Annotated in this window: 20 protein-coding genes; 7 read left to right on the top strand and 13 right to left on the bottom strand. The window is 67.8% G+C overall.

Annotation, left to right across the window (positions count from 1 at the left end; genetic code table 11):
* Positions 1–64 precede the first annotated feature (64 nt).
* From CRT60_RS31220 to CRT60_RS31200, 5 genes are all read right to left on the bottom strand, one after another.
* Positions 65–1189, bottom strand: a complete 1125-nt coding sequence (locus tag CRT60_RS31220; RefSeq protein WP_193548469.1) for an acetoin dehydrogenase dihydrolipoyllysine-residue acetyltransferase subunit — start codon at positions 1187–1189, stop codon at positions 65–67.
* 120 nt (positions 1190–1309) lie between these two features.
* A complete protein-coding gene (locus CRT60_RS31215; RefSeq protein ID WP_098740310.1) occupies positions 1310–2344 on the bottom strand; it encodes an alpha-ketoacid dehydrogenase subunit beta in 1035 nt (344 codons plus the stop codon).
* Positions 2345–2387: 43 nt separating this feature from the next.
* Positions 2388–3371, bottom strand: a complete 984-nt coding sequence (locus tag CRT60_RS31210; protein WP_098740309.1) for a thiamine pyrophosphate-dependent dehydrogenase E1 component subunit alpha — start codon at positions 3369–3371, stop codon at positions 2388–2390.
* A 32-nt stretch (positions 3372–3403) separates the two neighbouring features.
* Positions 3404–4471 carry an ATP-NAD kinase family protein gene (locus tag CRT60_RS31205; RefSeq protein ID WP_098740308.1) on the bottom strand — a complete coding sequence of 356 codons (1068 nt, stop codon included), beginning with the start codon at positions 4469–4471 and terminating at the stop codon, positions 3404–3406.
* 191 nt (positions 4472–4662) lie between these two features.
* Entirely contained in the window at positions 4663–4923 is a 261-nt protein-coding gene (locus CRT60_RS31200) for a hypothetical protein (RefSeq protein ID WP_098740307.1), read from the bottom strand.
* A 205-nt stretch (positions 4924–5128) separates the two neighbouring features.
* On the opposite strand from CRT60_RS31200, the gene CRT60_RS31195 reads away from it, so the two are divergent.
* Positions 5129–6532, top strand: a complete 1404-nt coding sequence (locus tag CRT60_RS31195) for an FAD-linked oxidase C-terminal domain-containing protein (protein ID WP_098740306.1) — start codon at positions 5129–5131, stop codon at positions 6530–6532.
* Positions 6533–6557: 25 nt separating this feature from the next.
* Here CRT60_RS31195 and CRT60_RS31190 read toward each other — a convergent pair whose 3' ends face one another.
* A complete protein-coding gene (locus CRT60_RS31190; RefSeq protein WP_098740305.1) occupies positions 6558–7037 on the bottom strand; it encodes a YaiI/YqxD family protein in 480 nt (159 codons plus the stop codon).
* Between the two features lie 162 nt (positions 7038–7199).
* Here CRT60_RS31190 and ettA point away from each other — a divergent pair, with 162 nt between their 5' ends.
* Positions 7200–8876, top strand: a complete 1677-nt coding sequence (gene ettA / locus CRT60_RS31185; protein ID WP_098740304.1) for an energy-dependent translational throttle protein EttA — start codon at positions 7200–7202, stop codon at positions 8874–8876.
* Positions 8877–8978: 102 nt separating this feature from the next.
* Here ettA and CRT60_RS31180 read toward each other — a convergent pair whose 3' ends face one another.
* The 5 genes from CRT60_RS31180 to CRT60_RS31165 all read right to left on the bottom strand — a co-directional run bounded on the left by CRT60_RS31180 (position 8979) and on the right by CRT60_RS31165 (position 13051).
* A complete protein-coding gene (locus CRT60_RS31180) occupies positions 8979–9461 on the bottom strand; it encodes a cupin domain-containing protein (RefSeq protein ID WP_098741118.1) in 483 nt (160 codons plus the stop codon).
* Between the two features lie 172 nt (positions 9462–9633).
* Complete coding sequence (locus CRT60_RS31175) at positions 9634–10794, bottom strand: YsnF/AvaK domain-containing protein (protein ID WP_098740303.1); 1161 nt, start codon at positions 10792–10794, stop codon at positions 9634–9636.
* Between the two features lie 5 nt (positions 10795–10799).
* Positions 10800–11240: a YsnF/AvaK domain-containing protein gene (locus tag CRT60_RS31170; protein ID WP_098740302.1), complete on the bottom strand. Its 441-nt coding sequence runs from the start codon at positions 11238–11240 to the stop codon at positions 10800–10802.
* 19 nt (positions 11241–11259) lie between these two features.
* Positions 11260–11400 carry a hypothetical protein gene (locus CRT60_RS36325; RefSeq protein ID WP_161958137.1) on the bottom strand — a complete coding sequence of 47 codons (141 nt, stop codon included), beginning with the start codon at positions 11398–11400 and terminating at the stop codon, positions 11260–11262.
* Positions 11401–11548: 148 nt separating this feature from the next.
* Complete coding sequence (locus CRT60_RS31165) at positions 11549–13051, bottom strand: pentapeptide repeat-containing protein (RefSeq protein ID WP_098740301.1); 1503 nt, start codon at positions 13049–13051, stop codon at positions 11549–11551.
* Between the two features lie 162 nt (positions 13052–13213).
* Here CRT60_RS31165 and CRT60_RS31160 point away from each other — a divergent pair, with 162 nt between their 5' ends.
* Positions 13214–14497 (top strand): MFS transporter, encoded by a 1284-nt coding sequence (locus tag CRT60_RS31160; protein ID WP_098740300.1) that lies wholly within the window; start codon positions 13214–13216, stop codon positions 14495–14497.
* 66 nt (positions 14498–14563) lie between these two features.
* Here CRT60_RS31160 and CRT60_RS31155 read toward each other — a convergent pair whose 3' ends face one another.
* On the bottom strand, positions 14564–15193 hold the full coding sequence (locus CRT60_RS31155; RefSeq protein WP_098740299.1) for an MlaC/ttg2D family ABC transporter substrate-binding protein: 630 nt from the start codon (positions 15191–15193) through the stop codon (positions 14564–14566).
* A gap of 208 nt (positions 15194–15401) precedes the next feature.
* The gene (locus CRT60_RS31150) at positions 15402–16187 is read right to left on the bottom strand and encodes an MlaA family lipoprotein (protein WP_167421839.1); all 786 of its coding nucleotides are present in this window, start codon (positions 16185–16187) and stop codon (positions 15402–15404) included.
* A 455-nt stretch (positions 16188–16642) separates the two neighbouring features.
* Here CRT60_RS31150 and CRT60_RS31145 point away from each other — a divergent pair, with 455 nt between their 5' ends.
* The 4 genes from CRT60_RS31145 (at position 16643) to metH (ending at position 22611) form a co-directional block, all read left to right on the top strand.
* Complete coding sequence (locus CRT60_RS31145) at positions 16643–17629, top strand: ArsR/SmtB family transcription factor (RefSeq protein WP_098740297.1); 987 nt, start codon at positions 16643–16645, stop codon at positions 17627–17629.
* Positions 17626–18531: a methylenetetrahydrofolate reductase gene (gene metF, locus CRT60_RS31140; protein WP_098740296.1), complete on the top strand. Its 906-nt coding sequence runs from the start codon at positions 17626–17628 to the stop codon at positions 18529–18531. Before CRT60_RS31145 ends, metF begins: the two co-directional genes overlap by 4 nt.
* Positions 18532–18594: 63 nt before the next feature.
* Positions 18595–19068 carry a DUF29 domain-containing protein gene (locus CRT60_RS31135; RefSeq protein ID WP_098740295.1) on the top strand — a complete coding sequence of 158 codons (474 nt, stop codon included), beginning with the start codon at positions 18595–18597 and terminating at the stop codon, positions 19066–19068.
* Positions 19069–19119: 51 nt separating this feature from the next.
* On the top strand, positions 19120–22611 hold the full coding sequence (metH, locus tag CRT60_RS31130; RefSeq protein ID WP_098740294.1) for a methionine synthase: 3492 nt from the start codon (positions 19120–19122) through the stop codon (positions 22609–22611).
* Positions 22612–22673: the final 62 nt, after the last annotated feature.

Below are 22673 nucleotides of genomic sequence, written 5' to 3'. Positions count from 1 at the left end.
CTTGCGCGCCGGTGGCGAGGGGGTCGGGAACCGGTAAGACGGGGCGGGAAGGGGGCTGGCCTCCTCAGTCCGCCTTGGCGATGTGGTCCTTCAGCAGCGCGTTCACTTTGCCGGCCGCCTCCATCTGCACCATGTGGCCGGCGCCGGAGATGACGGCGACCTGGGCCGTGTTCGCCAGCGCCTGGGCGTGGTCGGCGGGGATGACACGATCCTCCTCGCCCCACACCACCAGCGTCGGCATCCTGGCATCGGCGATACCGGAGGCGAGCACGCTGGCCTGCCGGCCCTCGGCGAACAGCGAGGCCGACAGCGCCCGCAGCGCCTCGTCCACGCCGTCCAGCCGCTTGTACTTCAGGAGGTCGTCAACCATCTGGCGGCTGACAAGGCCACGGTCGGCGAACAGCGTCTCCAGGACCGGTTTCAGGTCGCGGCGCGATGTCGCACCGACGAAGCCCTGGATGTAGCCGTGGTCGATCTGCTCGCCGAGCCCGGCCGACGCGATCAGCGACAGCGACGCCACCCGGCCCGGCGCGTCGAGCGCCGTGCGCATCGACACCGCCCCGCCCATCGAATGGCCGACGAAATGGGCGCGCTCCACCCCGACCGCATCGAGGAAGCCCAGCACCGCCTGCGACAGGCCGGACAGGCTGGGGTCGGCGATCTGCTTGTTCGACTGGCCGTGGCCGGGCAGGTCGAGCGCATAGACGGTGGCCTTCTCCGCCAGCGCGTCGATGGTGAACAGCCAGTTGTCGAGATCGCCGCCGAAGCCGTGGACGAGCAGGACGGTCGGTCCGGCTTCGCCCCGCTTGGCGTAGCGGATGGTGCCGGCCGGGGTTTCGGCGGTGTGGTACTGCGGGCCGGCCTCGGCCTCGCCATCGTCTTCGCTGGCCGGGACGGCATAGGCGTTGATGAAGGCGTCGATGTCGTCGTCGGGCACGTCGGGGTCGGCCAGCACGGCGATCAGCGCCTTGACCGGATAGATTGTGCCGGCTTCGCCCAGCACCCGGCGCAGCACGCCGGTCTCGCCCGCCTCGACCACATTGGTGATCTTGTCGGTCTCGACCTCCAGCAGTTCATCGCCGATGGAGATGGTGGATCCCGGCTGCTTCAGCCAGCCGGTGACCTTGCCCTCCGACATGGACAGGCCCCATTTCGGCATGACGATGGGCTTGATGCGCTCGTTCAACATGGAACTCGGTCTCCTGGGAATGCTTTTTTGCTTGGCGCGCACCTCTCCCGTCACTCCCGCGCAGGCGGAAATGAGGGAGCGGGGCGGCTCGTGCGTGCTGTGTGGCGTGAGGCCGGTCTGCTACGCCGCGATCCGCGGCGACGCGCCCTTGGGCGACAGGGTGCGCTTCACGGCGCTGGCGATGCTGTCGGCGCTGGGAACGTACAGATCCTCCAGCGAGGGCGCGAAGGGCACCGGGGTGTGCGGCGCCGTCACCATCTGGATGCCGGCCTTCAGCGCGCCGAAGGCGTTCTGCCCGACGAAGGCGGCGATGTCGGTGGCGAGGTTGCAGCGCGGATGCGCCTCGTCCACCACCACCAGCCGGCCGGTGCGCTCGACGCTCTCGACGATGGTGTCCCAGTCGATGGGCGACAGGGTGCGCAGGTCGATCACCTCGGCCTCGGTGCCGTCCTTCGCCAGCGTCGCCGCGGCTTCCATGGCGCGGTGGACGGTCAGGCCATAGCTGACGATGGTCACATCGTCGCCGTCGCGCAGCACGTTCGCCTCGCCGAAGGGGATGGCGTAGCTCTCGGCCGGAACCTCGCATTCCAGGCCGTAGAGGTTCTTGTGCTCGCAGAAGATCACGGGATCGTTGTCGCGGATCGACTGGATCAGCAGGCCCTTGGCGTCATAGGCGTTGCTGGGGCAGACCACCTTCAGGCCGGGAATGTGGGTGAACAGCGGGGTGAGCATCTGCGAATGCTGGGCGGCGGCGCGGAAGCCGGCGCCGACCATGCCGCGGATCACCACCGGCGTCTCGGCCTTGCCGCCGAACATGTAGCGGAACTTGGCGGCCTGGTTGAAGATCTGGTCGAAACAGACGCCCATGAAGTCGAGGAACATCAGCTCGGCCACCGGGCGCAGCCCGCAGGCGGCGGCGCCGACGGCGGCACCGATATAGGCGGATTCCGACAGCGGCGTGTCCATCAGCCGGTCGCCATGCTTGGCGTACAGACCCTTGGTGACGCCCAGCACGCCGCCCCAGGCGTCGTCCTCGCCCTGGGCGCCGGTGCCGCCGACGATGTCCTCGCCCATGACGATGACGGTGGGGTCGCGGCGCATCTCCAGATCCAGGGCCTCGTTGATCGCCTGCTTCATGCTGATCTTGCGGGACATGTGTTTCCTCCGCGCGTTTCGCGTCTCTTGGATTGGGGTTGGCTCAGTAGGCGACGTAGACGTCGCGCAGCAGGTCTTCCGGCGCCGGCAGCGGGGCGGCCTTGGCGGCGCGCGTGGCGTCCTCGATCAGCGCGTTCACCTCGCGGTCGATGGCCTGCAACTCGTCGCGGCCGATCACCCCGGCCTCGACCACCCGTTCCGACAGGATGGTCAGGCAGTCGCGGGACGCGCGGATCGCCTCCAGCTCGCCCTTGGCGCGGTAGGTCTGGGCGTCGCCTTCGAAATGGCCGTAGAAGCGGACCATGTTGCATTCCAGCAGGGCCGGGCCGCCGCCGTCGCGGGCGCGGCGGATGATCTCGCCGGCCGCCTCGTACACCGCGAAGAAGTCGGTGCCGTCCACCGTGACGCCCGGCATGCCGAAGCCGGTGGCGCGGTCGACATAGCTGTCGCAGGACACTGCCCATTCCATCGCGGTGGATTCGGCATAGCCGTTGTTCTCCACCACGAAGACCACCGGCAGGTTCCACACCGCGGCGAGGTTCAGGCTTTCCAGGAAGGTGCCCTGGTTCGACGCGCCGTCGCCGACGAAGGTGATGCCGACGCCGCGGTCGCCGCGCACCTTGGCCGCCAGAGCCGCGCCGCAGATCAGCGGCGCACCGGCGCCGAGGATGCCGTTGGCGCCCATCATGCCCTTGGACAGGTCGGCGATGTGCATCGACCCGCCCTTGCCCCGGCAGGCGCCGGTGCTGCGGCCGTAGATCTCCGCCATCATCGCGTGGACGTCGACGCCCTTGGCGATGCAGTGGCCGTGGCCGCGGTGGGTGGAGGCGATGCGGTCGTTGTCGTTCAGGTGCATCATGATGCCGGTGGCGCAGGCCTCCTCGCCGGCATAGAGGTGGACGAAGCCGGGGATGTCGCCCTTGGCGAAATCGACGTGCAGCCGCTCCTCGAACTCGCGGATCGTCCGCATGGTGCGGTAGGCCTTCAGCAGCTCGTCCTTGCCGAGGGGGAAGGGATTCTGGGCCATGAGGTGTTTTCTCCCTGGAGTGTGTTTGATGCTTAAAAGGCGGCCGTGACGGGCACCGGGGTGCCGGTCAGCAGCCGGTTCTGGCCGGCGTGCCGCATCACTGCGGCGACGTTGACCGTGCGGAAGGCGTCGTCCCGGAGCGTCAGGGACAGACGGTCGCGTTCGCTGAAGGACAGCTCGCGCTCGCCATCCAGCGCGACCGAGCCGGCGGTGACCTCCGGCACGAAGGCCACGCCGGCCGGCATGCGGCGCCAGTCGGTGACGCCGACCCGGGCCATCATTCCCGGCGCGATGGGAGCGTTGAGGGTGGTGATGCCCTTGCGGCTGGCGCCATCCGGTGACAGCCGCACCATCAGGCCGCCGCTTTCGTCGCGGCCGACGGGTTCCAGCAGGCCGGCGATGGCCGACATGCCGATCACCTCCGGGTCGGCGAAGGTGACGTAGAGTTCGCGGAAATTCTCGGTCCGCCACAGGGCGCGGGCGCCGATGTAGCGTTCCGTCACCAGGGCGACATCGACCAGCGCCATCTCGGAGACGGTGGCGCCGGTCGTCCCGCTGGCGAGCGACACGTCGATGCGCTTGTTGGCGGCAAACGCGATGTGCGGCGGCACCCGGCCAGTGACCGCCAGCCCGGTGGCGAGCCCGGTGATCGTCGGCTCGCGGTGTTCGGGGAAGGCGTTGTTGGTGCCGGTGGAGATGCCGGCGATGGGCACCGTCCCGCATTCGGCCGCCACCGCCCGGTGGGTGCCGTCGCCGCCCAGCACCACCAGGGCCGACACGCCGGCCCGCCGCATCTCCGCGGTGGCGCGGTGGGTGTCGGCGACGGTGCCGGTGACCGGCATGGAGACGGTGTGGAGGGCGGGATAGATGTCCTCGCCGCGTGACCGGGCGCGCATCATCCCGCGCTCAACATGGGCGCGGATGCCGCCATTCTCCGGCATCATCAGCACGTCGCGGATGCCGCAGGCATGCAGCGCCGCCAGCACCCGCAGCAGGATGTTCGCCCGGTCGGCGATCTGCAGGCTGGTGGCGTTGGCGACGACCCGGCGGATATCGCGGGCTGAAACCGGATTGGCGACGATGCCGACGACCGGAGCCAAGATGGCGTCTCCCCCTCGCTGATGCGCGCCGTTGATCGACGCGCGGTTCGAGGGGATAAGAGCAACCGCCGTGCCAGATGGTCAGTTCAGCGGATTTTCTTGATTTTCAACGGTTGGGGTGGTGCGGCGGCGTGAGGCGTTGCAACACCTGTTGCAGGGACTGTTGCGCCGCCGGTGCAACAGGTGTGGCGTCACTCCGCGGCAGGCGGGACCGCGGCGATGCGCGTGGGAATCATGGCGTTGATGGTCTGGCGCTGTTCATCCAGCCGGGCGCTGACGATCTTCAGCTCGGTGCGCAGTTCGACATGCTTCTCGCGCACCTCTTCCCGGAAGGACTGCATGTCACGCTCAAGCCGCTCCAGCCGTTCGGTATTGGCGTCCAGTCTTGAATTGAAATGCCGTCCCATGTCGGCAATCGCGTTCAACACATCGGTGAGCGTCGGGTCGGCCATCTGCCACTCTCCATTCGATTGAGTGATGATGGATCCCACTCGCGTGTGAGTCAATGGTGGCCCACATTCGTATTCACCCGCCGCAGACCGGCATTCCACCCCTGCGCGGCGCCCGTCTTGCCAAGGGCTTGCCTGCCGCTTTAGCCTCCCTTGGTCATACAAATGAACCATTCGACTGTCTCATCGACCGGGGAGGACAACACCCATGACCGTCATCGCCACCACCCAGCCGCGCGCTGCCCTGACCGAGGAGGCCCGGGCCGAGCTGTCGGCTCTGCTGGGCGACCGGTTCACCACCTCCCTGCCGGTGCGCGAGCATCATGGCAAGGACGAGTCCTACCACACGCCCTTTCCGCCGGACGGCGTCGCCTTCGCCAACTCGACCGAAGAGGTCAGCGCAATCGTCAGGATCTGCGCGAAGCACAAGCTGCCGATCATCCCCTTCGGCACCGGCACCTCGCTGGAGGGCGGCATCGCGGCGCTGGCCGGCGGCATCACCATCGACCTGTCGGGCATGCAGCAGATCCTGCGCGTCAGCCCGGAGGATCTGGACGTGACCGTCCAGGCCGGCGTGACCCGCAAGCAGTTGAACGAGCATCTGCGCGACACCGGCCTGTTCTTCCCCATCGATCCCGGCGCCAACGCCTCGCTGGGCGGCATGTCGGCGACCAGGGCCAGCGGCACCAACGCCGTGCGCTACGGCACCATGCGCGAGAACGTCCTGGGGCTGACCGTGGTGCTGGCCGACGGCCGAGTCATCAAGACCGGTGGGCGGGCGCGCAAGTCGGCGGCCGGCTATGACCTGACCCGGCTGTTCGTCGGCTCCGAAGGCACGCTCGGCATCATCACCGAGGTGACGCTCAAGCTCTACGGCATCCCGGAAGCGATCTCGTCCGCCGTCTGCGCCTTTTCGACCATCAAGGGCGCCGTCGACACGGTGATCCAGACCATCCAGGTCGGCGTGCCCGTCGCCCGCATCGAGCTGCTGGACGAGGTGCAGATCGACGCCGTCAACAAATACTCCAAGCTCGACTATGCTGTCGCCCCGACCCTGTTCTTCGAGTTCCACGGCACCGAGGCCGGGGTGAAGGAACAGGCGGAGATGGTGGCCGCCATCGCCGCTGAGCATGGCGGGATGGAGTTCGCCTGGGCCACCCGGCCGGAGGACCGCTCGAAGCTGTGGCAGGCCCGGCACGACGCCTATTACGCCGCTCTCGCTCTGCGTCCGGGGTCGAAGGGCTGGCCGACCGACGTCTGCGTGCCGATCTCGCGGCTTGCCGACTGTATCCTTGAGACCAAGCAGGATCTGGCGGAGTCCAACATGCTGGCCCCGATGGTCGGCCATGTCGGCGACGGCAACTTCCACCTCGTCTATGTCCTCGACCCGGAGAAGCCGGCGGAACTGGCCGAGGCGCAGCGCCTTGCCGACAAGATGGTGACCCGCGCCCTGGAGATGGGCGGCACCTGCACCGGCGAACACGGCATCGGCTATGGCAAGATGGCGTTCCTGGAGCAGGAGACCGGCGAAGCGTTCAACGTCATGGGCGACCTGAAGCGCGCCTTCGATCCGGACAACCTGCTGAATCCCGGCAAGGTGGTGCGGGTGTAAGGGGGCTTCGGCCCCCTTCTTCTCCTTACCGGAACCTCGGCCGCCGCCCCGCCTTCAGCGCCTGGACCGCCTGGTCCAGCGTCTGGAGGAACTGCGACTTGTCGCGCTGGCTCATCGGGGCGTTGCCGCCGCTGACCACGCCCATGTCGCGCAGATCCTGCATCAGGGCGCGGGTGGCGAGCGCCGAGCCGACGCTGTCGGGCGTGAAGGGGCGTCCGGTGGGGCCGATCACCACCGCGTTGCGCTTCACGCAGCGGTCGGCCAGTTGGATGTCCGCCGTCACCACCACGTCGGTCGGGCCGGCATGCTCGGCGATCCAGTTGTCGGCGGCGTCGAAGCCGTCGCTGACCACAACCAGTTCCACCATGCACTCCGTCGGCAGGCGCAAGGGCGCGTTGGCGACCAGCCAGACCTTGGAGCCGGTGCGGCCGGCGACCTTGTAGACCTCGGCCTTGACCGGGCAGGCGTCGGCATCGACGTAGATTTCGACCTTGGGACTGACCAATCCTGTTCCTCCTGGCGCCGCCCGGCCCCCGCCGGGTGGCTCAACAAGGTTTCATGCAAGGCCCTTATGCGCTAAAACCAGTCCCTAGCGACAGGGTGCCGTAGAACCATCGGGATGGGGCGGCGCCAATTCTCACATTTTTTCGGAAGGTCGGAGCGGCGCATGGCGTCCTACCAGTATGTCTATGTCATGAAGGGCCTGACCAAGGTCTATCCTGGCGGCAAGAAGGTTCTCGACAACGTCTGGCTCTCGTTCCTGCCGGGTGTGAAGATCGGCGTGCTCGGCGTCAACGGTTCCGGTAAGTCGACCCTGATGAAGATCATGGCCGGGCTGGACAAGGACTACTCCGGCGAGGCCTGGGTGGCCGAGGGCGCCAAGGTCGGCTACCTGCCGCAGGAGCCGCAGCTCGACCCGACCAAAAACGTCCATGAGAACGTCATGGAAGCGCTGGGCGAGACCAAGGCGCTGCTCGACCGCTTCAACGAAGTGTCGAACCTGATGGCCGATCCGGACGCCGACTTCGACGCGCTGCTGGCCGAACAGGGCGAGTTGCAGGAGAAGATCGACGCCGCCGACGCCTGGGACATCGACCGCACGGTCGAAATCGCCATGGACGCGCTGCGTTGCCCGCCGGGCGACGCCGACGTGACCAAGCTGTCGGGCGGCGAGAAGCGCCGCATCGCGCTGTGCAAGCTGCTGCTGGAAAAGCCCGACCTGCTGCTGCTCGACGAGCCGACTAACCATCTCGACGCCGAATCGGTCGCCTGGCTCCAGAAGCATCTGGAGGACTACAAGGGCACCGTGGTGCTGGTCACCCACGACCGCTACTTCCTCGACAGCGTCACCGGCTGGATCCTCGAACTCGACCGCGGGTCCGGGATTCCGTGGGAAGGCAACTACTCGTCCTGGCTGGAGCAGAAGCAGAAGCGCCTGGAGCAGGAAGGCCGCCAGGAAGAGTCGCGCCAGAAGCAGCTGGCCACCGAACTGGAGTGGATCCGGCAAAGCCCACGCGCCCGTCAGGCCAAGAGCAAGGCGCGCATCACCGCCTACGAGACCTTGCTGGCCGAAAGCGGTAAGGAACAGTCCGGCGAGACCCGGATCGTCATCCCGGTGCCGCCGCGTCTCGGCAACGTCGTCATCGAGGCGGAGAGCATCGCCAAGGGCTTCGGCGACCGGCTGCTGATCGACGGCCTGTCCTTCCGGCTGCCGCCGGGCGGCATCGTCGGCGTCATCGGCCCGAACGGCGCCGGCAAGACCACGCTGTTCCGCATGATCACCGGGCAGGACGGGCCGGACGCCGGCACCTTCCGCGTCGGCGACACGGTGAAGCTCGGCTATGTCGACCAGAGCCGCGACAGCCTCGACGCCAAGAAGACGGTGTGGGAGGAGATCTCCGACGGGCTGGATCTGGTCGAGCTGGGCAAGAAGACCATGCCCAGCCGCGCCTATGTCTCCAGCTTCAACTTCCGCGGTCCCGACCAGCAGAAGAAGGTCGGCCAGCTGTCGGGCGGTGAGCGCAACCGCGTCCACCTCGCCAAGATGCTGAAGTCCGGCGCCAACGTCCTGCTGCTCGACGAACCGACCAACGATCTGGACGTCGATACGCTGCGGGCGCTGGAAGACGCGTTGCAGAGCTTCGCCGGCTGCGCCGTGGTCATCAGCCACGACCGCTGGTTCCTCGACCGCATCGCCACCCACATCCTGGCCTTCGAAGGCGAAAGCCACGTCGAATGGTTCGAAGGCAACTTCCAGGATTACGAGGTCGACAAGAAGCGCCGCCTGGGCGCCGACGCCGACCAGCCGCACCGCATCAAGTACAAGCCGCTGGTGCGCAGCTGACGGCTGGGGCTATTCCTGCCGATTGAAGAAGGGCCGCCGGTCAGTCAGACCGGCGGCCCTTTTTTGTCGAGTCCTGTCAAGCCGGACAAGATTGGTCCAATTTCATTTGGCCTGCTTGACCGACAGCGGCGTCCCGACCTCGCCGGGATAGACGGCCAGCAGCCGGACCGGATCGCTGCCCTCGTTGATGCCCTCGTGCCAGTCGGTGCGCTCCATATAGGCGTCGCCTTCCTTGTAGACGGTGCTCTCGCCATTCTCGCCGCGGATCGTCAGCTTGCCGCCCAGGATATAGACGAACAGCGGGATCTGATGGGTATGCACGCCGGTCCGCACGCCAGGCGGGATTTCGGTGATGCGCGCGGTGATCTGCGGCGTCCCCTTCGGGTAGACTATTGGCGTGCCGTTGGAGTTCGTTTCCGTCTGCAACAGCGGAATGGAGCGCGGAGCGGCCGCCGGCTGGGCCGAAGCGGTCTGCGCCAACGCCGGGGACGGCAATGCGGAAGACAGCAGGCACGAACTGGACAGAAGGCTGGCGAGCAGAACGGCCGCCGGATGGCGGCGGGGGTGGGCAAGGGGCCGTGACATGCTGGTCAAGCTCTCCGGTGCGGGAAACAGGAGGGTGTCGAATGCCGACAACCCGTTTCCCGCACACGATAGAGGGGTATCCAATGTCACGAACTGCGCATTTGGTCGCATCGATTGTCAATTAAACAACTTATGCGCACCCTCGCTCCCTCCGTGGTCAAAATTGAACGGATCAGCGGGTCACATCGTCCGTCCGGTCGGTGAGCGGATTGCGGGCGTTCTTGTCCCGCGTGTCCTCGATCTCCACCTCGGTGCGGCGGACGGTGTCGCGGACGCTCTGGGCGCGTTCCTCGACATCCTTGCGGACCACGACGGTTTCGCGGACATGGGCGGTCTTGCTGACCACCGCTTCCTCGTCGGTCTCCGTCACCTCGATGGTGCGCTCGCGGAAGGCGTCGGCCGGAACCTCGCTGCTGGCCCCGGCCATGCCGCCGGGGCGGCGCTCGACGGTGACGGTCTCGTCGCGCAGGCGGACCTGTTCCTCGACCGGCGTCTCGACGACATAGCTGCGGACGCGGATGCCGCCGCGCTCGACGCTGCGCTTGCCGATGTTGACCTGCTCCTCGATGATCGGGATCTGCTCCTCCCGCTCGGCGCTGCCGGTCCGGGTGCTGTCGGTGTTCACGTCGCGCATCGCGGCAGCGGCACCGGTCAGCCCGGCCGTCGTGCTGCCGGTGGTGTCGATGGCGGTGCGGCCCGGCGAGTAGCGCACACGCTCCTCCTCCGCCGACTGCTCGTCATAGTAAGCGGCGGTCTCGTCGTAGCCGGCCCAGCCGGAGTCGCGGTAGGCGCTGCCGCGTTCCTCGACATCCACCACATTGCCGCGCTCCAGCACGTCCATGGCGCGGTCGACATCCTCCTCTTCCAGCCGCAGCTTCAGCAGGGATCCGCCGCGGCGCACGCCTTCGGCATAGACCTGCGCATCCTGGTTCGGGATGCCCCAGCCGGTCAGCCGGGTCAGCATTCCGCCGGATCCGCTGCCGGTCATGACGCCGCCGGACCCCATCGTGCCCATGCCCGCTCCGGCGCCCAGGCCGCTTTCCATGCCGAGCCCGGTGCCGGGCACCGTGTTGGGCGAGGCGACATAACCGGTGGACAGGTCGGTGCGGGCCATGCCGCTCGCAGCACCGATGGAGCTGTCGCCGGTCAAGGAGCCGGCGGCGGTCCCGGTGGGGGAGCCGCTCAGGTCTCTGTCGCCCCAGCCACCGCTGGACAGGTCGCTGTGCGACAGGATTTCGATGACGCTGGACTCGAAACCGGCGGCCTGCAGATCGCGGGATGCCGTTTCCGCGTCGGATCGATGGTCGTAGAGGGCAACGATGGTTTTGGTCATCGGTCTCACTCCTCGGGCGAAGTCTGATTGGGGGATCGGACGGGGGCGGGCGGGGCGGTCACACGCTCCACCACCGCATCTTCGGAACGCAGGGTGACGGGCTGCTCGACCTCGACGGTCCGCCGGTTCTTGCGGATGTGCAGCTCTTCGCGGAGCACCAGGCGGCGTTCCACGACCAGCACCTCCTCCACCAGCGGGATCACCGTCACGTCCCCCTCCTGGCGGATGCCGGGATGGGCGTCGATCTCGCGGTCGATGGGTACGCGGGTGACCGTGGCCTCTTCCTGGTCCAGCGCTTCGCGGACCATCTCCTCCCGTTCGGAGATGCGCGTGCTGACGCGGACGCGGCTTCGCTCCACCCGCTGCTTGCCGACGGTCACCGACTCGTCGTGCAGGGGAATGACCACATCGCCTTCGTCCGAAGGCGGTCCGTTGTCGGCCGTCATGGCGGCAGGTGCCGCCGGGTCAGCGGAGCAGGAGATAGAGGACGACCGCGACCACGATCAGGCCGATGACGATCCACATCCAGTTCATGCCCCAACTGCCGGCTCCGCCTTCGGAGCCGTCATACACGCCAACTTTCCTGGGCTTCTGTTCGTCTGCCATGGGAGCCTCCTATCGAATGTAGACCGGCAGGGTTTTGCTCCCATCCGGCACGCATCCTTCAAACAGAGGCACGTCGCTGATCGTTCCGGGGATTCAACGATCCTTTGAAATAGACGGAGCGATGGCTGGAAAGTTTGTGCGACCGGTGTCAGCCCGCCATCTTCTGGTGTTCCAGGAAGGCGGTCTTCAGCAGCGCCTTCAGATCGTCGCCATACTGGTGGAAGCGGACGGACAGCTGTCCGCGCTCCTCGTCGCGGTGCAGGACGACGAGGTTGGCGACGGCCGCCACCTCCTGCCGGTCGGCCAGTACGACGCGGGCCTGGAAGGTCTGCCCGCGCTGATAGGGCTGGTTGACCGCCAGCAGGCACAGTCCGCCGACCGACCAGTTGCGGGCGGGGAAGCTGCCATGGTCGGTGTGGACGACCATGCCGGGGCGGACGAAGCGCTTCTGCCGCCGCCGCTCTTCCGGCGGGGGCGGCGGAAAGGGGCTGGAGGCGCCGGCGATGTCGATGCCGGAGCGGTCGGTCAGCGCCTTGGTGAACACAGCACCGCGCACGATTGCCGGTCCCATGGTGGAATCGCGCAGGTCGGCGTCTGAGAAGTCGGCGCCCTCGAAATTGGCCGGCCAGTCGCGGCCGCCGGCCAGCGGCACCGGCCGGGCATCGACCCCGCTCATCAGCGTGTGCGCCAGATAGGCGCGGCGCAGGGTGGCCCCGCGCAGCACGGCGTCGCGCAAGTCGGCCTCGTCGAGGTCGATGTAGGACAGCTCCGCCATCTCCAGGCTGGCCTTGGTCAGGCGGGCGCCGGGCAGGCGGCAGCGGCGCAGGCGGGCCGCCGCCAGCGTCCGTCCATGCAGGTCCGCCCCCGCCACCGACACGAGGTCGAGGTCGAGCCGAACCCCCTCCGCCCCGCCGCTGTCGACCCAGCGCTCGTGCCGGTCCACCAGCTCCAGGAACTCGGCGACCGGCATCGCGCTGTAGCTGGGGCGGACGATGGCGTCGGGCGGCAGGGCGAAGGGGATGAAGGTGCGGGTCAGGGTGGCGTGGTCCATCACCGTGTTGCCGAACACCGCCCCGTCCAGGTTGGCGCCGCAGAAATCGGTGCCCATCAGCACGGCGGAGGTCAGCTCCGCGCCCGTCAGGTCGGCGTCGTTCAGATCGGCGCCGGTCAGATCGCAGCCGGAGAAGTTGGCGCCGGCCAGGATCGACCGCTCCATCTTCGCTTCGGTCAGGCGGGTGGTGCCGGTGCCGCGGGCGGAGGTCTGGCCGCCGTCCTGGCTGCCGCCGCTGTCCACCAGCTCGCCCGCGCGGAAATCGGCGCCGCGCAGGTTGGCATCGGTCAGCAGGGCGCGGTGCAGGTTGGCGCCGCGCAGGTCGGCGCCGGTCAGGACGGCGCCGGTCAGGTTGACCGCTTCCATGTCGGCGCCGAACAGGTCGGCCTGCGACAGGTTGGACTTCACCATGCGGGTGTTGCTGAGGTTGGCCCCGGCCAGCTTGGCCCCGGCCAGCGACACCCGCTCCAGATTCAGCCGCGAGAGGTCGCGGAAGCTGAGATCGGCGCGCCGACCGCTGGACGGCCGCTTCAGCCATGCCTGATGCGCCTGGATGATCGTCCGGAGTTCGTCGATCTCTTTCGGATCGCGTTCGGCCATGGCGTCGGGTTCCCGGGTCCAACCGTATGACGAAAGACAGTGCTGTCGTTGCAACGATAGCCCGTTCGGACGGGCGCGTCACGGGTTCTGAAGGCTCTGGACCAAATCGCTTCAACGGGCGTTCTGTTGCCGCAGCTCCATCCGGGGCGGACTCCCTGCAGGATGACCGACGTGGCCGGACCGAACCGTTCTCTCGATCTGCTGAACTTCTTCCTCGCCGACGTGCGGGATGGGCTCGGCCCTTATCTGGCAATCTATCTGCTGACCGTCCAGCATTGGAACGAGGCGGACATCGGGCTGGTGATGACGCTCGCCGGGCTGGCGGGGATCGCCGCACAGGTGCCGGCCGGGGCGCTGGTCGACGGCACCCGCTACAAGCGCGCGGTGGTCGTCGTCGCAGCACTCCTGGTGACGGTGGGGTCGCTGACCCTTCCCTGGCTGAACAGCTTCACCGTGGTCGCCGTGCTCCAATCGGCGGTGGGTGCCGCCGGGGCGGTCTTCCCGCCGGCCATCGCGGCGATCACGCTGGGGATGCTGGGACCGCGCGCCTTCGTCCGCCGGGTCGGGCGCAACGAATCCTTCAACCATGCCGGAAATGCGGTGGCGGCCCTGCTTGCCGGGCTGGCGGCCTATGCCTTCGGACCCGTCGCGGTGTTCTGGCTGATGACCGCGATGGCGCTGTGCAGCATCGCCGCCACCGCCGGCATTCCCGCCAACGCCATCGACCATGCGGTCGCCCGCGGGCTGCACGCCTCCGACCACGATAGCAACCGCGAGACGCCGTCCGGTTTGCGCGTCATCCTGAGCTGCCGTCCGCTGCTGATCTTCGGCGGATGCGCCGCCCTCTTCCATTTCGCCAATGCGGCGATGCTGCCGCTGGTCGGCCAGAAGCTGGCGATGAAGGATCCGGCGCTGGGCACCAGCCTGATGTCCTTCTGCATCGTCGCCGCACAGCTGGTCATGGTGCCGATGGCGATGCTGGTGGGCGCCAGGGCCGACCGCTGGGGGCGCAAGCCTTTGCTGCTGGCCGCCTTCCTGGTCCTGCCCGTGCGCGGGCTCCTCTACACCCTGTCGGACAACTCCGCCTGGCTGGTCGGCGTCCAGCTGCTGGACGGGGTCGGCGCCGGGCTGTTCGGCGCGCTGTTCCCGCTGGTGGTCGCCGACCTGACCGAAGGGACCGGGCGCTTCAATGTCAGCCAGGGCGCCATCGCCACCCTCCAGGGCATCGGCGCCTCGCTCAGCACCGCCGCCGCCGGACAGATGGTGGTGCGGGAGGGCTACAGCGCCGCCTTCCTGATGCTGGCAGCGGCTGCGGGCGTGGCCCTGCTGCTCGCGGCGCTGCTGCTGCCGGAAACACGCCCGGAAACAGGCAATGTGGGCGCTGCGGAGGCCGGGGAGGACGACATGACTTCAACCGACGCCGCAAAAGCCGCGTCGGAGGCCTGAAACGACGAAGCCCGGCTCCATGACGGGGCCGGGCTTCGCGGTAGGAGAGAGACTGCTGTGGACCGGTCAGCCGGTGCGGCCGACCTTCTGGCGCAGCGCCTGGATCAACCCGTCGACGCGGCCGCCATTCTGTTCGATGACGGAGGCGAATTCCTGCCGCTGGGTCACGCCCATGCTGACATTCTCCACCACCACGTCGATGATCTTGTAGTCGGCGCCGGCCTTGCGGACACGCCAGCTGACATTCACCGGCGGGCCGTTGGGCCGGACGATCTGCGTCGTCACCATGCTGTCGGCTTCACCGGCCGGGCCGACACCGGCGATCTTGAACGTCTCGCCGGAATACTCGACGAAACGCTCGGCATAGGTGTTGACGATCAGCTGTTCGAACAGCTTCTGGTATTCAGCCCGCTGCGCCTCGTTGGCGTTGTTCCAGTAGCGGCCCAGCACCCAGCGGCCGATGTACGGCACGTCGAAGCCGGCGTACAGCAGCGTGCGGAAGCGCTGGATCGCCTGATCGCGCGACAGGCTCTTGTCCGAGAAGGTTGCGATGGCGTCGTTCCCCAGCTTCTGGATGAACGCGCTTGCCCCCTGGTCCGCGGTTTGCGCGGCTGCGGGAGAGATGAGAGAGTGCCCGGCCCAACCGCTCACCGCGAGCAGGGCAGCGGACGCGACAAACTGGCGGCGTGTCAGCATGATGGGGCGAAAAGTGGCTGTTGCTGGGGCTTTGTCAACGGTCATCTGGCCTTTGGGTTGCCGCCGGATGCTTTTGGAGGAGGTTTTCGATCCTGCCCCAACGCCCGGCGCACCCCGCCGGCCCGCCGGCACGACCGCCGCACCCGTCCCCGGAGGGCGGCGTGCGGTGGTCAGGATGGGCGAGGCCGCAGAGTCTTCTCAGAACCGATCAGGGCTTCGGCGCAGTGGTGAAGTCCGGGAATTCCGGAGTCGTGCCGGCCTTGTTGTTGCTGATCGCCGCCCGGCGCTGCTGCTGGTACAGGCTGCGCACGGTGGCGTAGAAGTCCAGAGAGTTGCGGCGCAGGTCGTCCACCGACTTCAGCACCTCGGATCGGCGGTCGACGGCGCTGACGCCGGCGCGGGTGTACATCAGGCCCTCGCCGTTGTGGGCATAGGCCCAGATGCGGACCGGGTCGCCGACGGTGTCGACGCCGTAGCCGACCGTGTCGCGCAGGTTCGACGGACCCAGCAGCGGCAGGACCAGATACGGCCCGTCGCCCACGCCCCACACCGCCAGCGTCTGGCCGAAATCCTCCGGCGCGTGCGGGATGGCCGCCTGCGACGCGACGTCGGCGATGCCGCCGGCGCCCAGGATGGTGTTGGTCAGGAACCGGCCGGTGGCGTCGGAGGCGCCTTCGAAATTGCCCTGAAGCAGGTTGTTGGCGATGTAGAGCGGCGCCATCAGGTTGTCGATGAAGTTGTGGATGGCGTCGCGGATCGGGTCGGGCACCACGGCAACATACACCTCGGCGGCCGGGCGCAGGGCCACGGTGTCTACGGCGTCGTTCACCGCGAAGACGACGCGGTTCGCACCTTCCAGCGGATCGTTGACCTGATAGGCCCCGTCCTTCGCGCCCGAGTCGCCTGGGTTGGTCGCGCAGGCCGTGGCCGTCAGGGCGAAGGCCACCACGGTGGCCGTACGGAGGAGGGAGCGGGAAAGGCTGGCCAGCTTCATGTGCGACGGCTCTTTATCTGTGGGCTCGACTCGGTGCGGGTCGCCGCATCTCCTGTCCACAACCGAAGACCCCGATGACTGGAGTCCTCAACCCTGGCAAGGTGGCTACGCGGTCGGGAGGAAGATTGGGCGAGATATCGCAGAATTTCCACCGTTTCCTGACCTAACACAGGCTTCGCCTTTTGACCAGCATGCGCCGGCATGGCGCCGGAGAGGCCGCGGCGACTGTGTCGGCTTTGCCGCAATGCGGCGGGAGAGCTTGCATCCTGCCGCTTTCCGCCTCGGACTGACGGCGTCGATCCGGGCCGGGGCGGGGCTGTCGGGCGTGTCCGCACGGCCGGCTGCGAAAAGCGGTTTACGACGCATAAAGATATCTTTATATCTGTATCCAGGCCGGCGGGGCGGGGTGTCCCGGCCGGCCGGCCCCTTTCCTGGCCCGAATCGGACGTGAGGCGATGGACGATCTGCTTGCGACGCTGAAGGCGGCGGCCGAAACGACGCGATTGCGGCTGCTGGCACTCTGCGCGCATGGCGAGCTGACGGTGACCGAACTTACCCAGATCCTGGGCCAGAGCCAGCCGCGCGTCTCGCGCCACCTGAAACTTCTGTGCGACGCCGGCCTGCTCGACCGCTTCCGCGAGGGGACCTTCGCCTTCTACCGGCTGGCCGAGAAGGGGCAGTCGGCCGAGCTGGCGCGCGTCCTGGTCGACGCCATCCCCGCGGACGACGCCACCCTCATCCTCGATCTGGAGCGGCTGGACGCCATCAAGCGGGCCCGCTCGGAAAGCGCCGCCACCTATTTCCGTGAGAATGCCGCGCGCTGGCACGAGATCCGCTCCCTTCACGTTGCGGAAGGCGAGGTCGAGGCCGCTCTGCTGCGCCTTTTCCCGGAAGAGGGGGTGGAGGAGCTGCTGGATATCGGCACCGGCACCGGACGGATGCTGGAGGTGCTCGCCGGGCGCGTCCATCGCGCGATCGGGGTAGACCAGTCGCGCGAGATGCTGGCCGTCGCCCGCAACCGGCTGGAGGAGGCGGGCCTGCGCCACTGCCATGTCCGTCAGGCCGACATGTACCAGCTGCCGTTCCCGTCCGGCTCCTTCGACGCCGCGGTGATCCATCAGGTGCTGCACTACACCGAATCGCCGGCCGGCGTGCTGGCCGAGGCGGCGCGGGTCCTGCGCCCCGGCGGGCTGCTGCTGATCGTCGATTTCGCCCCGCACCATCTGGAAGCCCTGCGCGAAGAGCATGCGCACCGCCGCCTGGGCTTCTCCGATGCCGAGGTCGCCGGCTGGTGCCGCCAGTCCGGCCTCGACTGCGGCCCGGTGGTGCAGCTGCCGGGCGACCCGCTGACCGTTTCCGTCTGGCCGGCCACCCGCCTTGCCGCCGGCGCCGCCATTTCCTTCCCGAAGACCGCCCACTCGCTCAGCGGAGTTCCGTCATGACCGCGCCCACCTCTGCGCTGCCGTCCATCAGCTTCGAGTTCTTCCCGCCCAAGTCGGAGAAGATGGAGCAGAGCCTGTGGCAGTCGATCCGGCGGCTGGCCCCGCTGTCGCCCAGCTTCGTGTCGGTGACCTACGGTGCCGGCGGCTCGACGCGCGAGCGCACCCACGCCACCGTCTGCCGCATCCAGGACGAGACCGGCATTCCGGCGGCCGCCCATTTCACCTGCGTCGGCGCCACCCGCGACGAGATCGACGCCATCGCCCGCACCTATTGGGATGCCGGCATCCGCCATCTGGTGGCGCTGCGCGGCGACCCGCCGGAGACCGCGGGCGGTGTCGGCGGGCGGTACGAGCCGTTCCCCGGCGGCTACGCCTACGCCGCCGATCTGGTGGCGGGGATGAAGCGCATCGCCGACTTCGAGATCTCGGTGGCGGCCTATCCCGAAAGCCATCCGGAAGCGCCGAGCGCCCAGTTCGACCTGGACAACCTGAAGCGCAAGGTCGATGCCGGCGCCACCCGCGCCATCACCCAGTTCTTCTTCGACAACGACGCCTATTTCCGCTTCCTCGACCGCTGTGCCGCGGCCGGCATCCATGTGCCGATCGTCCCCGGCATCCTGCCGATCACCAACTTCGCCCGCGCGGTTGAGTTCGCCGGCAAGTGCAACGCGTCGATGCCGGCGAAGCTGGCCGAGACCTTCGAGGGGCTGGACGACGACCCGGAAACCCGCCAGCTCGTCGCCGCGACGGTGGCGGCGGAGCAGTGCCAGGCCTTGCAGGCGCAGGGCGTGAACGACTTCCACTTCTACACGCTGAACCGCTCCGACCTGACCATCGCCATCTGCCGCATGCTGGGCGTGAAGGCAAAAGCCGCTCCGGCCGCGGCAGCGGTGGCGGGGTAGGGCGCCGGCCGCCACGGTTTCATGCTAGACTGGCCGCACATCCGCGGAAGGGGGCATCGCGCCATGGACAGCCGGATCGGATACGACACCGACTTCCTCGCCTGGACCGAGGAGCAGGCGCGCCTGCTCCGCGAGGCGGCGCGTGAGCGCATCAACACGCCCATCGACTGGGAGAATGTCGCGGAGGAGATCGAAAGCATGGGCCGGTCGGAATTGCGCGCGGTCGAAAGCGCGCTGGTCCGTGTGATCGAGCATCTGCTCAAACTGGAATACTCTCCGGCCGCAGATCCGCGCGGCGATTGGAAGGTTTCCGTCCTTGAACACCGCGACCGCGTTGCCCGCGACTTGTCGGCCAGTCCCAGCCTTCGCGGACGGATCGACACTGCCGGCATCTACAAGTCCGGTCGCAAGATCGCCGCTCTTGGTCTGGAGCGTGATGGCATGCGACTGAACGACCTTCCGCCCGACTGCCCCTATTCGCTGGACCAGCTTCTCGACGAGGACTGGTGGCCCGCAAGCCGCCACGGCCTGACCTGACCACGCCTTTTCTGCCCCGAACCCGCCAAATAACGGACAAGACGCATTCCCATGGCCCACATCCTCGACACCCTGCGTGACCGTGTTCTGCTTTGCGACGGCGGGTTCGGCAGCCGCATCCAGGCGCTCGACCTCGACGTCGAGAAGGATTACTGGGGGCACGAGAACTGCACCGACATCCTGCCGCTCTCCCGTCCCGACATCGTCCGCGACATCCACCGCGGCTATTTCGAAGCCGGCGCCGACATGGTGGAGACCGACACCTTCGGCGCCTCGCCGGTGACGCTGGGCGAGTTCGGCATCTCCGAGAAGGCCTTCGAGATCAACCAGCGCGCGGTCGAACTGGCGCGTGAGGCCGCGGAAAGCTTCAAGGACGGTCAGCCGCGCTTCGTCATCGGCTCCATCGGGCCGGGCACCAAGCTGCCCAGCCTGGGCCACATCGCCTATCAGCCGGCGGAGGACAGCTTCTATGTCCAGGCCGCCGGCCTTATCGCCGGCGGGGCCGACGCCATCCTGGTCGAGACCTGCCAGGACCCCTTGCAGATCAAGGCCGCCGTCAACGGCATCAAGCGGGCCCGGCTGGAAGCGAAGTCCGACACCCCCGTCTTCGTCCAGGTGACGGTGGAGACCACCGGCACGCTGCTGGTCGGCACGGACATCGCGGCGGCGGCCACCGTCATCCAGGCGCTGGACGTGCCGCTGATGGGGCTGAACTGCGCCACCGGCCCGCTGGAAATGAGCGAGCATGTGCGCTGGCTGTCGCAGAACTGGCCGGGCCTGATCTCGGTCCAGCCGAACGCCGGCCTGCCCGAACTGGTCGACGGCAAGACGCACTATCCCTTGCTGGCCAACGACTTCGCCCATTGGCTGGAGCGCTTCGTCGGCGAGGACGGGGTCAACCTCGTCGGCGGCTGCTGCGGCACCAACGTCCCGCACATCGCGGCGGCGAACCAGATGCTGCGCAAGCTGGCCCCGGCCGGCTCGCACCGCCCGGCGCCGAAGGGCCGCACCGTCCATTGGGTGCCAGCGGTGGCCTCGCTCTACAGTCAGGTCACGCTGCGCCAGGAGAACGCCTTCTTCGCCATCGGCGAGCGCTGCAACGCCAACGGCTCCAAGAAGTGGCGCGAGCTGCAGGAGAAGAACGACTGGGACGGCTGCGTCGAGATGGCGCGCGAGCAGGTCAAGGAAGGCAGCCATTCGCTCGACGTCTGCACCGCCTTCGTCGGTCGCGACGAGGTGGCGGAGATGAACGCGGTGATCTCCCGCTTCTCCGGCTCGGTGACGGCGCCGCTGGTCATCGATTCGACCGAGTACAAGGTGCTGGAACAGGCGCTGGCGCTCTACGGCGGCAAGGCGATCCTCAACTCGATCAACTTCGAGGACGGCGAGGAGCCGGCGAGGCAGCGTCTGGCGCTGGCCAAGAAGTTCGGCGCCGCCGTCATCGCGCTGACCATCGATGAAGAGGGCATGGCGAAGACGCCGGACCGCAAGCTGGAGGTCGCCAAGCGGCTCTACGATCTGGCGGTGAACGAGTACGGCCTCGCCCCGTCGGACCTGCTGTTCGACCCGCTCACCTTCACCATCGCCACCGGCAACGAGGACGACCGCAAGCTCGCCATCTGGACCTTGGAAGGCATCGAGGCGATTGCCCGCGAGATGCCCGGCTGCCAGATCATCCTCGGCCTGTCCAACGTCTCCTTCGGCCTGAACGCCGCGGCGCGCCATGTGCTGAACTCGGTCTTCCTCGACCATGCGGTGAAGAAGGGGATGACGGGCGCCATCGTCCATGTCTCCAAGATCCTGCCGCTGCACCAGATCCCCGAGACGGAGGTCAAGACCGCCGAGGATCTGATCTTCGACCGCCGTGCGGAAGGCTACGACCCGCTCCAGGCCTTCATCGCCCTGTTCGAAGGCCGCAAGGCGGCCGACGCCAAGAAGAAGGCCCGTGCCGAGACGGTCGAGGAGCGCTTGAAGGAGCGCATCGTCGACGGCGACCGCACCGGGCTGGAGGACGACCTCGCCGAGGCGATGAAGAGCCATCCGCCGCTGGAGATCATCAACACCTATCTGCTCGACGGCATGAAGGTGGTGGGCGAGCTGTTCGGCGCCGGCAAGATGCAGCTGCCCTTCGTGCTGCAATCGGCCGAGACGATGAAGGCCGCCGTGGCGTGGCTGGAGCCGCACATGGAGAAGATCGAGGGGCAGCAGAAGGGCACGCTGGTTCTCGCCACCGTCAAGGGCGACGTCCATGACATCGGCAAGAACCTCGTCGACATCATCCTGACCAACAACGGCTACAAGGTGGTCAACCTCGGCATCAAGCAGCCGGTGACCGCCATCATCCAGGCCGCCAAGGAGCACAAGGCCACCGCCATCGGCATGTCCGGCCTGCTGGTCAAGTCCACCGTGGTGATGCGCGAGAACCTGGAGGAGATGACCCGCGAGGGGCTGGAGGTTCCTGTCCTGCTCGGCGGTGCGGCGCTGACCCGCGCCTATGTCGAGGGCGACTGCGTGGCCTCCTACGGCTCGGGCCGCGTCGCCTATGCCGGCGACGCCTTCGACGGGCTGACCCTGATGGACAAGGTGGTGGAGGGCAGCTTCGACCAGCAGCTCGCCATCCAGCAGGCCAAGCGCGCCGGCAAGGCGACCAACCGCCGCCGCGTGCTGGGGCAGGCGACCAGTGCGGCCACCGGTCCGGTGGACAAGGACGCCGTCCGCGCCCGCCGCCACCGGTTGGCCGAAGGCGTGCCGGTGCCGACCCCGCCCTTCTGGGGGCCGAAGCTGATCGACCATGTGCCGCTGAAGACGCTGGTCACCTACCTCAACGAGCGGATGCTCTATCAGCTGCAATGGGGCTACCGGAAGGACGGCAAGTCCTTCGAGGAGTTCAAGGAGTGGGCGAAGAAGGAGCTGCGGCCGGTGCTCGACCGCATTCTCCAGATCGCGGCGAAGGAGGAAATCCTGCGTCCGACCGCCGTCTACGGCTATTGGAAGGCGGCGGCCGACGGCAACGACGTCATCCTGTTCGAGGAGGACGGCACCACCGAGGCCGCCCGCTTCTCGCTGCCGCGCCAGGGCAGGCAAGACGGCGAGTGCATCGCCGACTTCCTGCGCGACGTGACCGATCCGGAGCGTGACGTGCTCGGCCTCCAGGTCGTCACCATGGGCCAGCATTGTGCCGAGGTGGCGCGCGAGTGGTTCGCCGAGAACCGCTATCAGGACTATCTCTACCTGCACGGCCTGTCGGTGGAGATGACCGAGGCGATGGCGGAATATGTCCATGCCCGCATCCGTGCGGAGCTTGGCTACGGCTCGGAAGACAGCCGCGACAAGGAGAAGCTGTTGCAGCAGTCCTACCGCGGCAGCCGCTACAGCTTCGGCTATCCGGCCTGCCCGAACCTGAAGGATCAGGAACAGCTGCTGAAGCTGCTGGACGCCGGCCGCATCGGCATCGAGATGTCGGACGAGGACCAGCTCCATCCGGAGCAGAGCACCTCGGCCATCGTCCTGCATCATCCGCGGGCCAAGTACTTCTCGGTGTAAGGCCTTCGGTTCATGCGATGATCCTCCGCCGCCCGTTCCGTGTTAGGATGGGCGGCGGAGGG

Origin of the sequence: Azospirillum palustre (genome assembly GCF_002573965.1) — a bacterium.
Classification (GTDB): Bacteria; Pseudomonadota; Alphaproteobacteria; order Azospirillales; family Azospirillaceae; genus Azospirillum; species Azospirillum palustre.
This window is presented reverse-complemented; position numbering and strand designations above follow the sequence as displayed.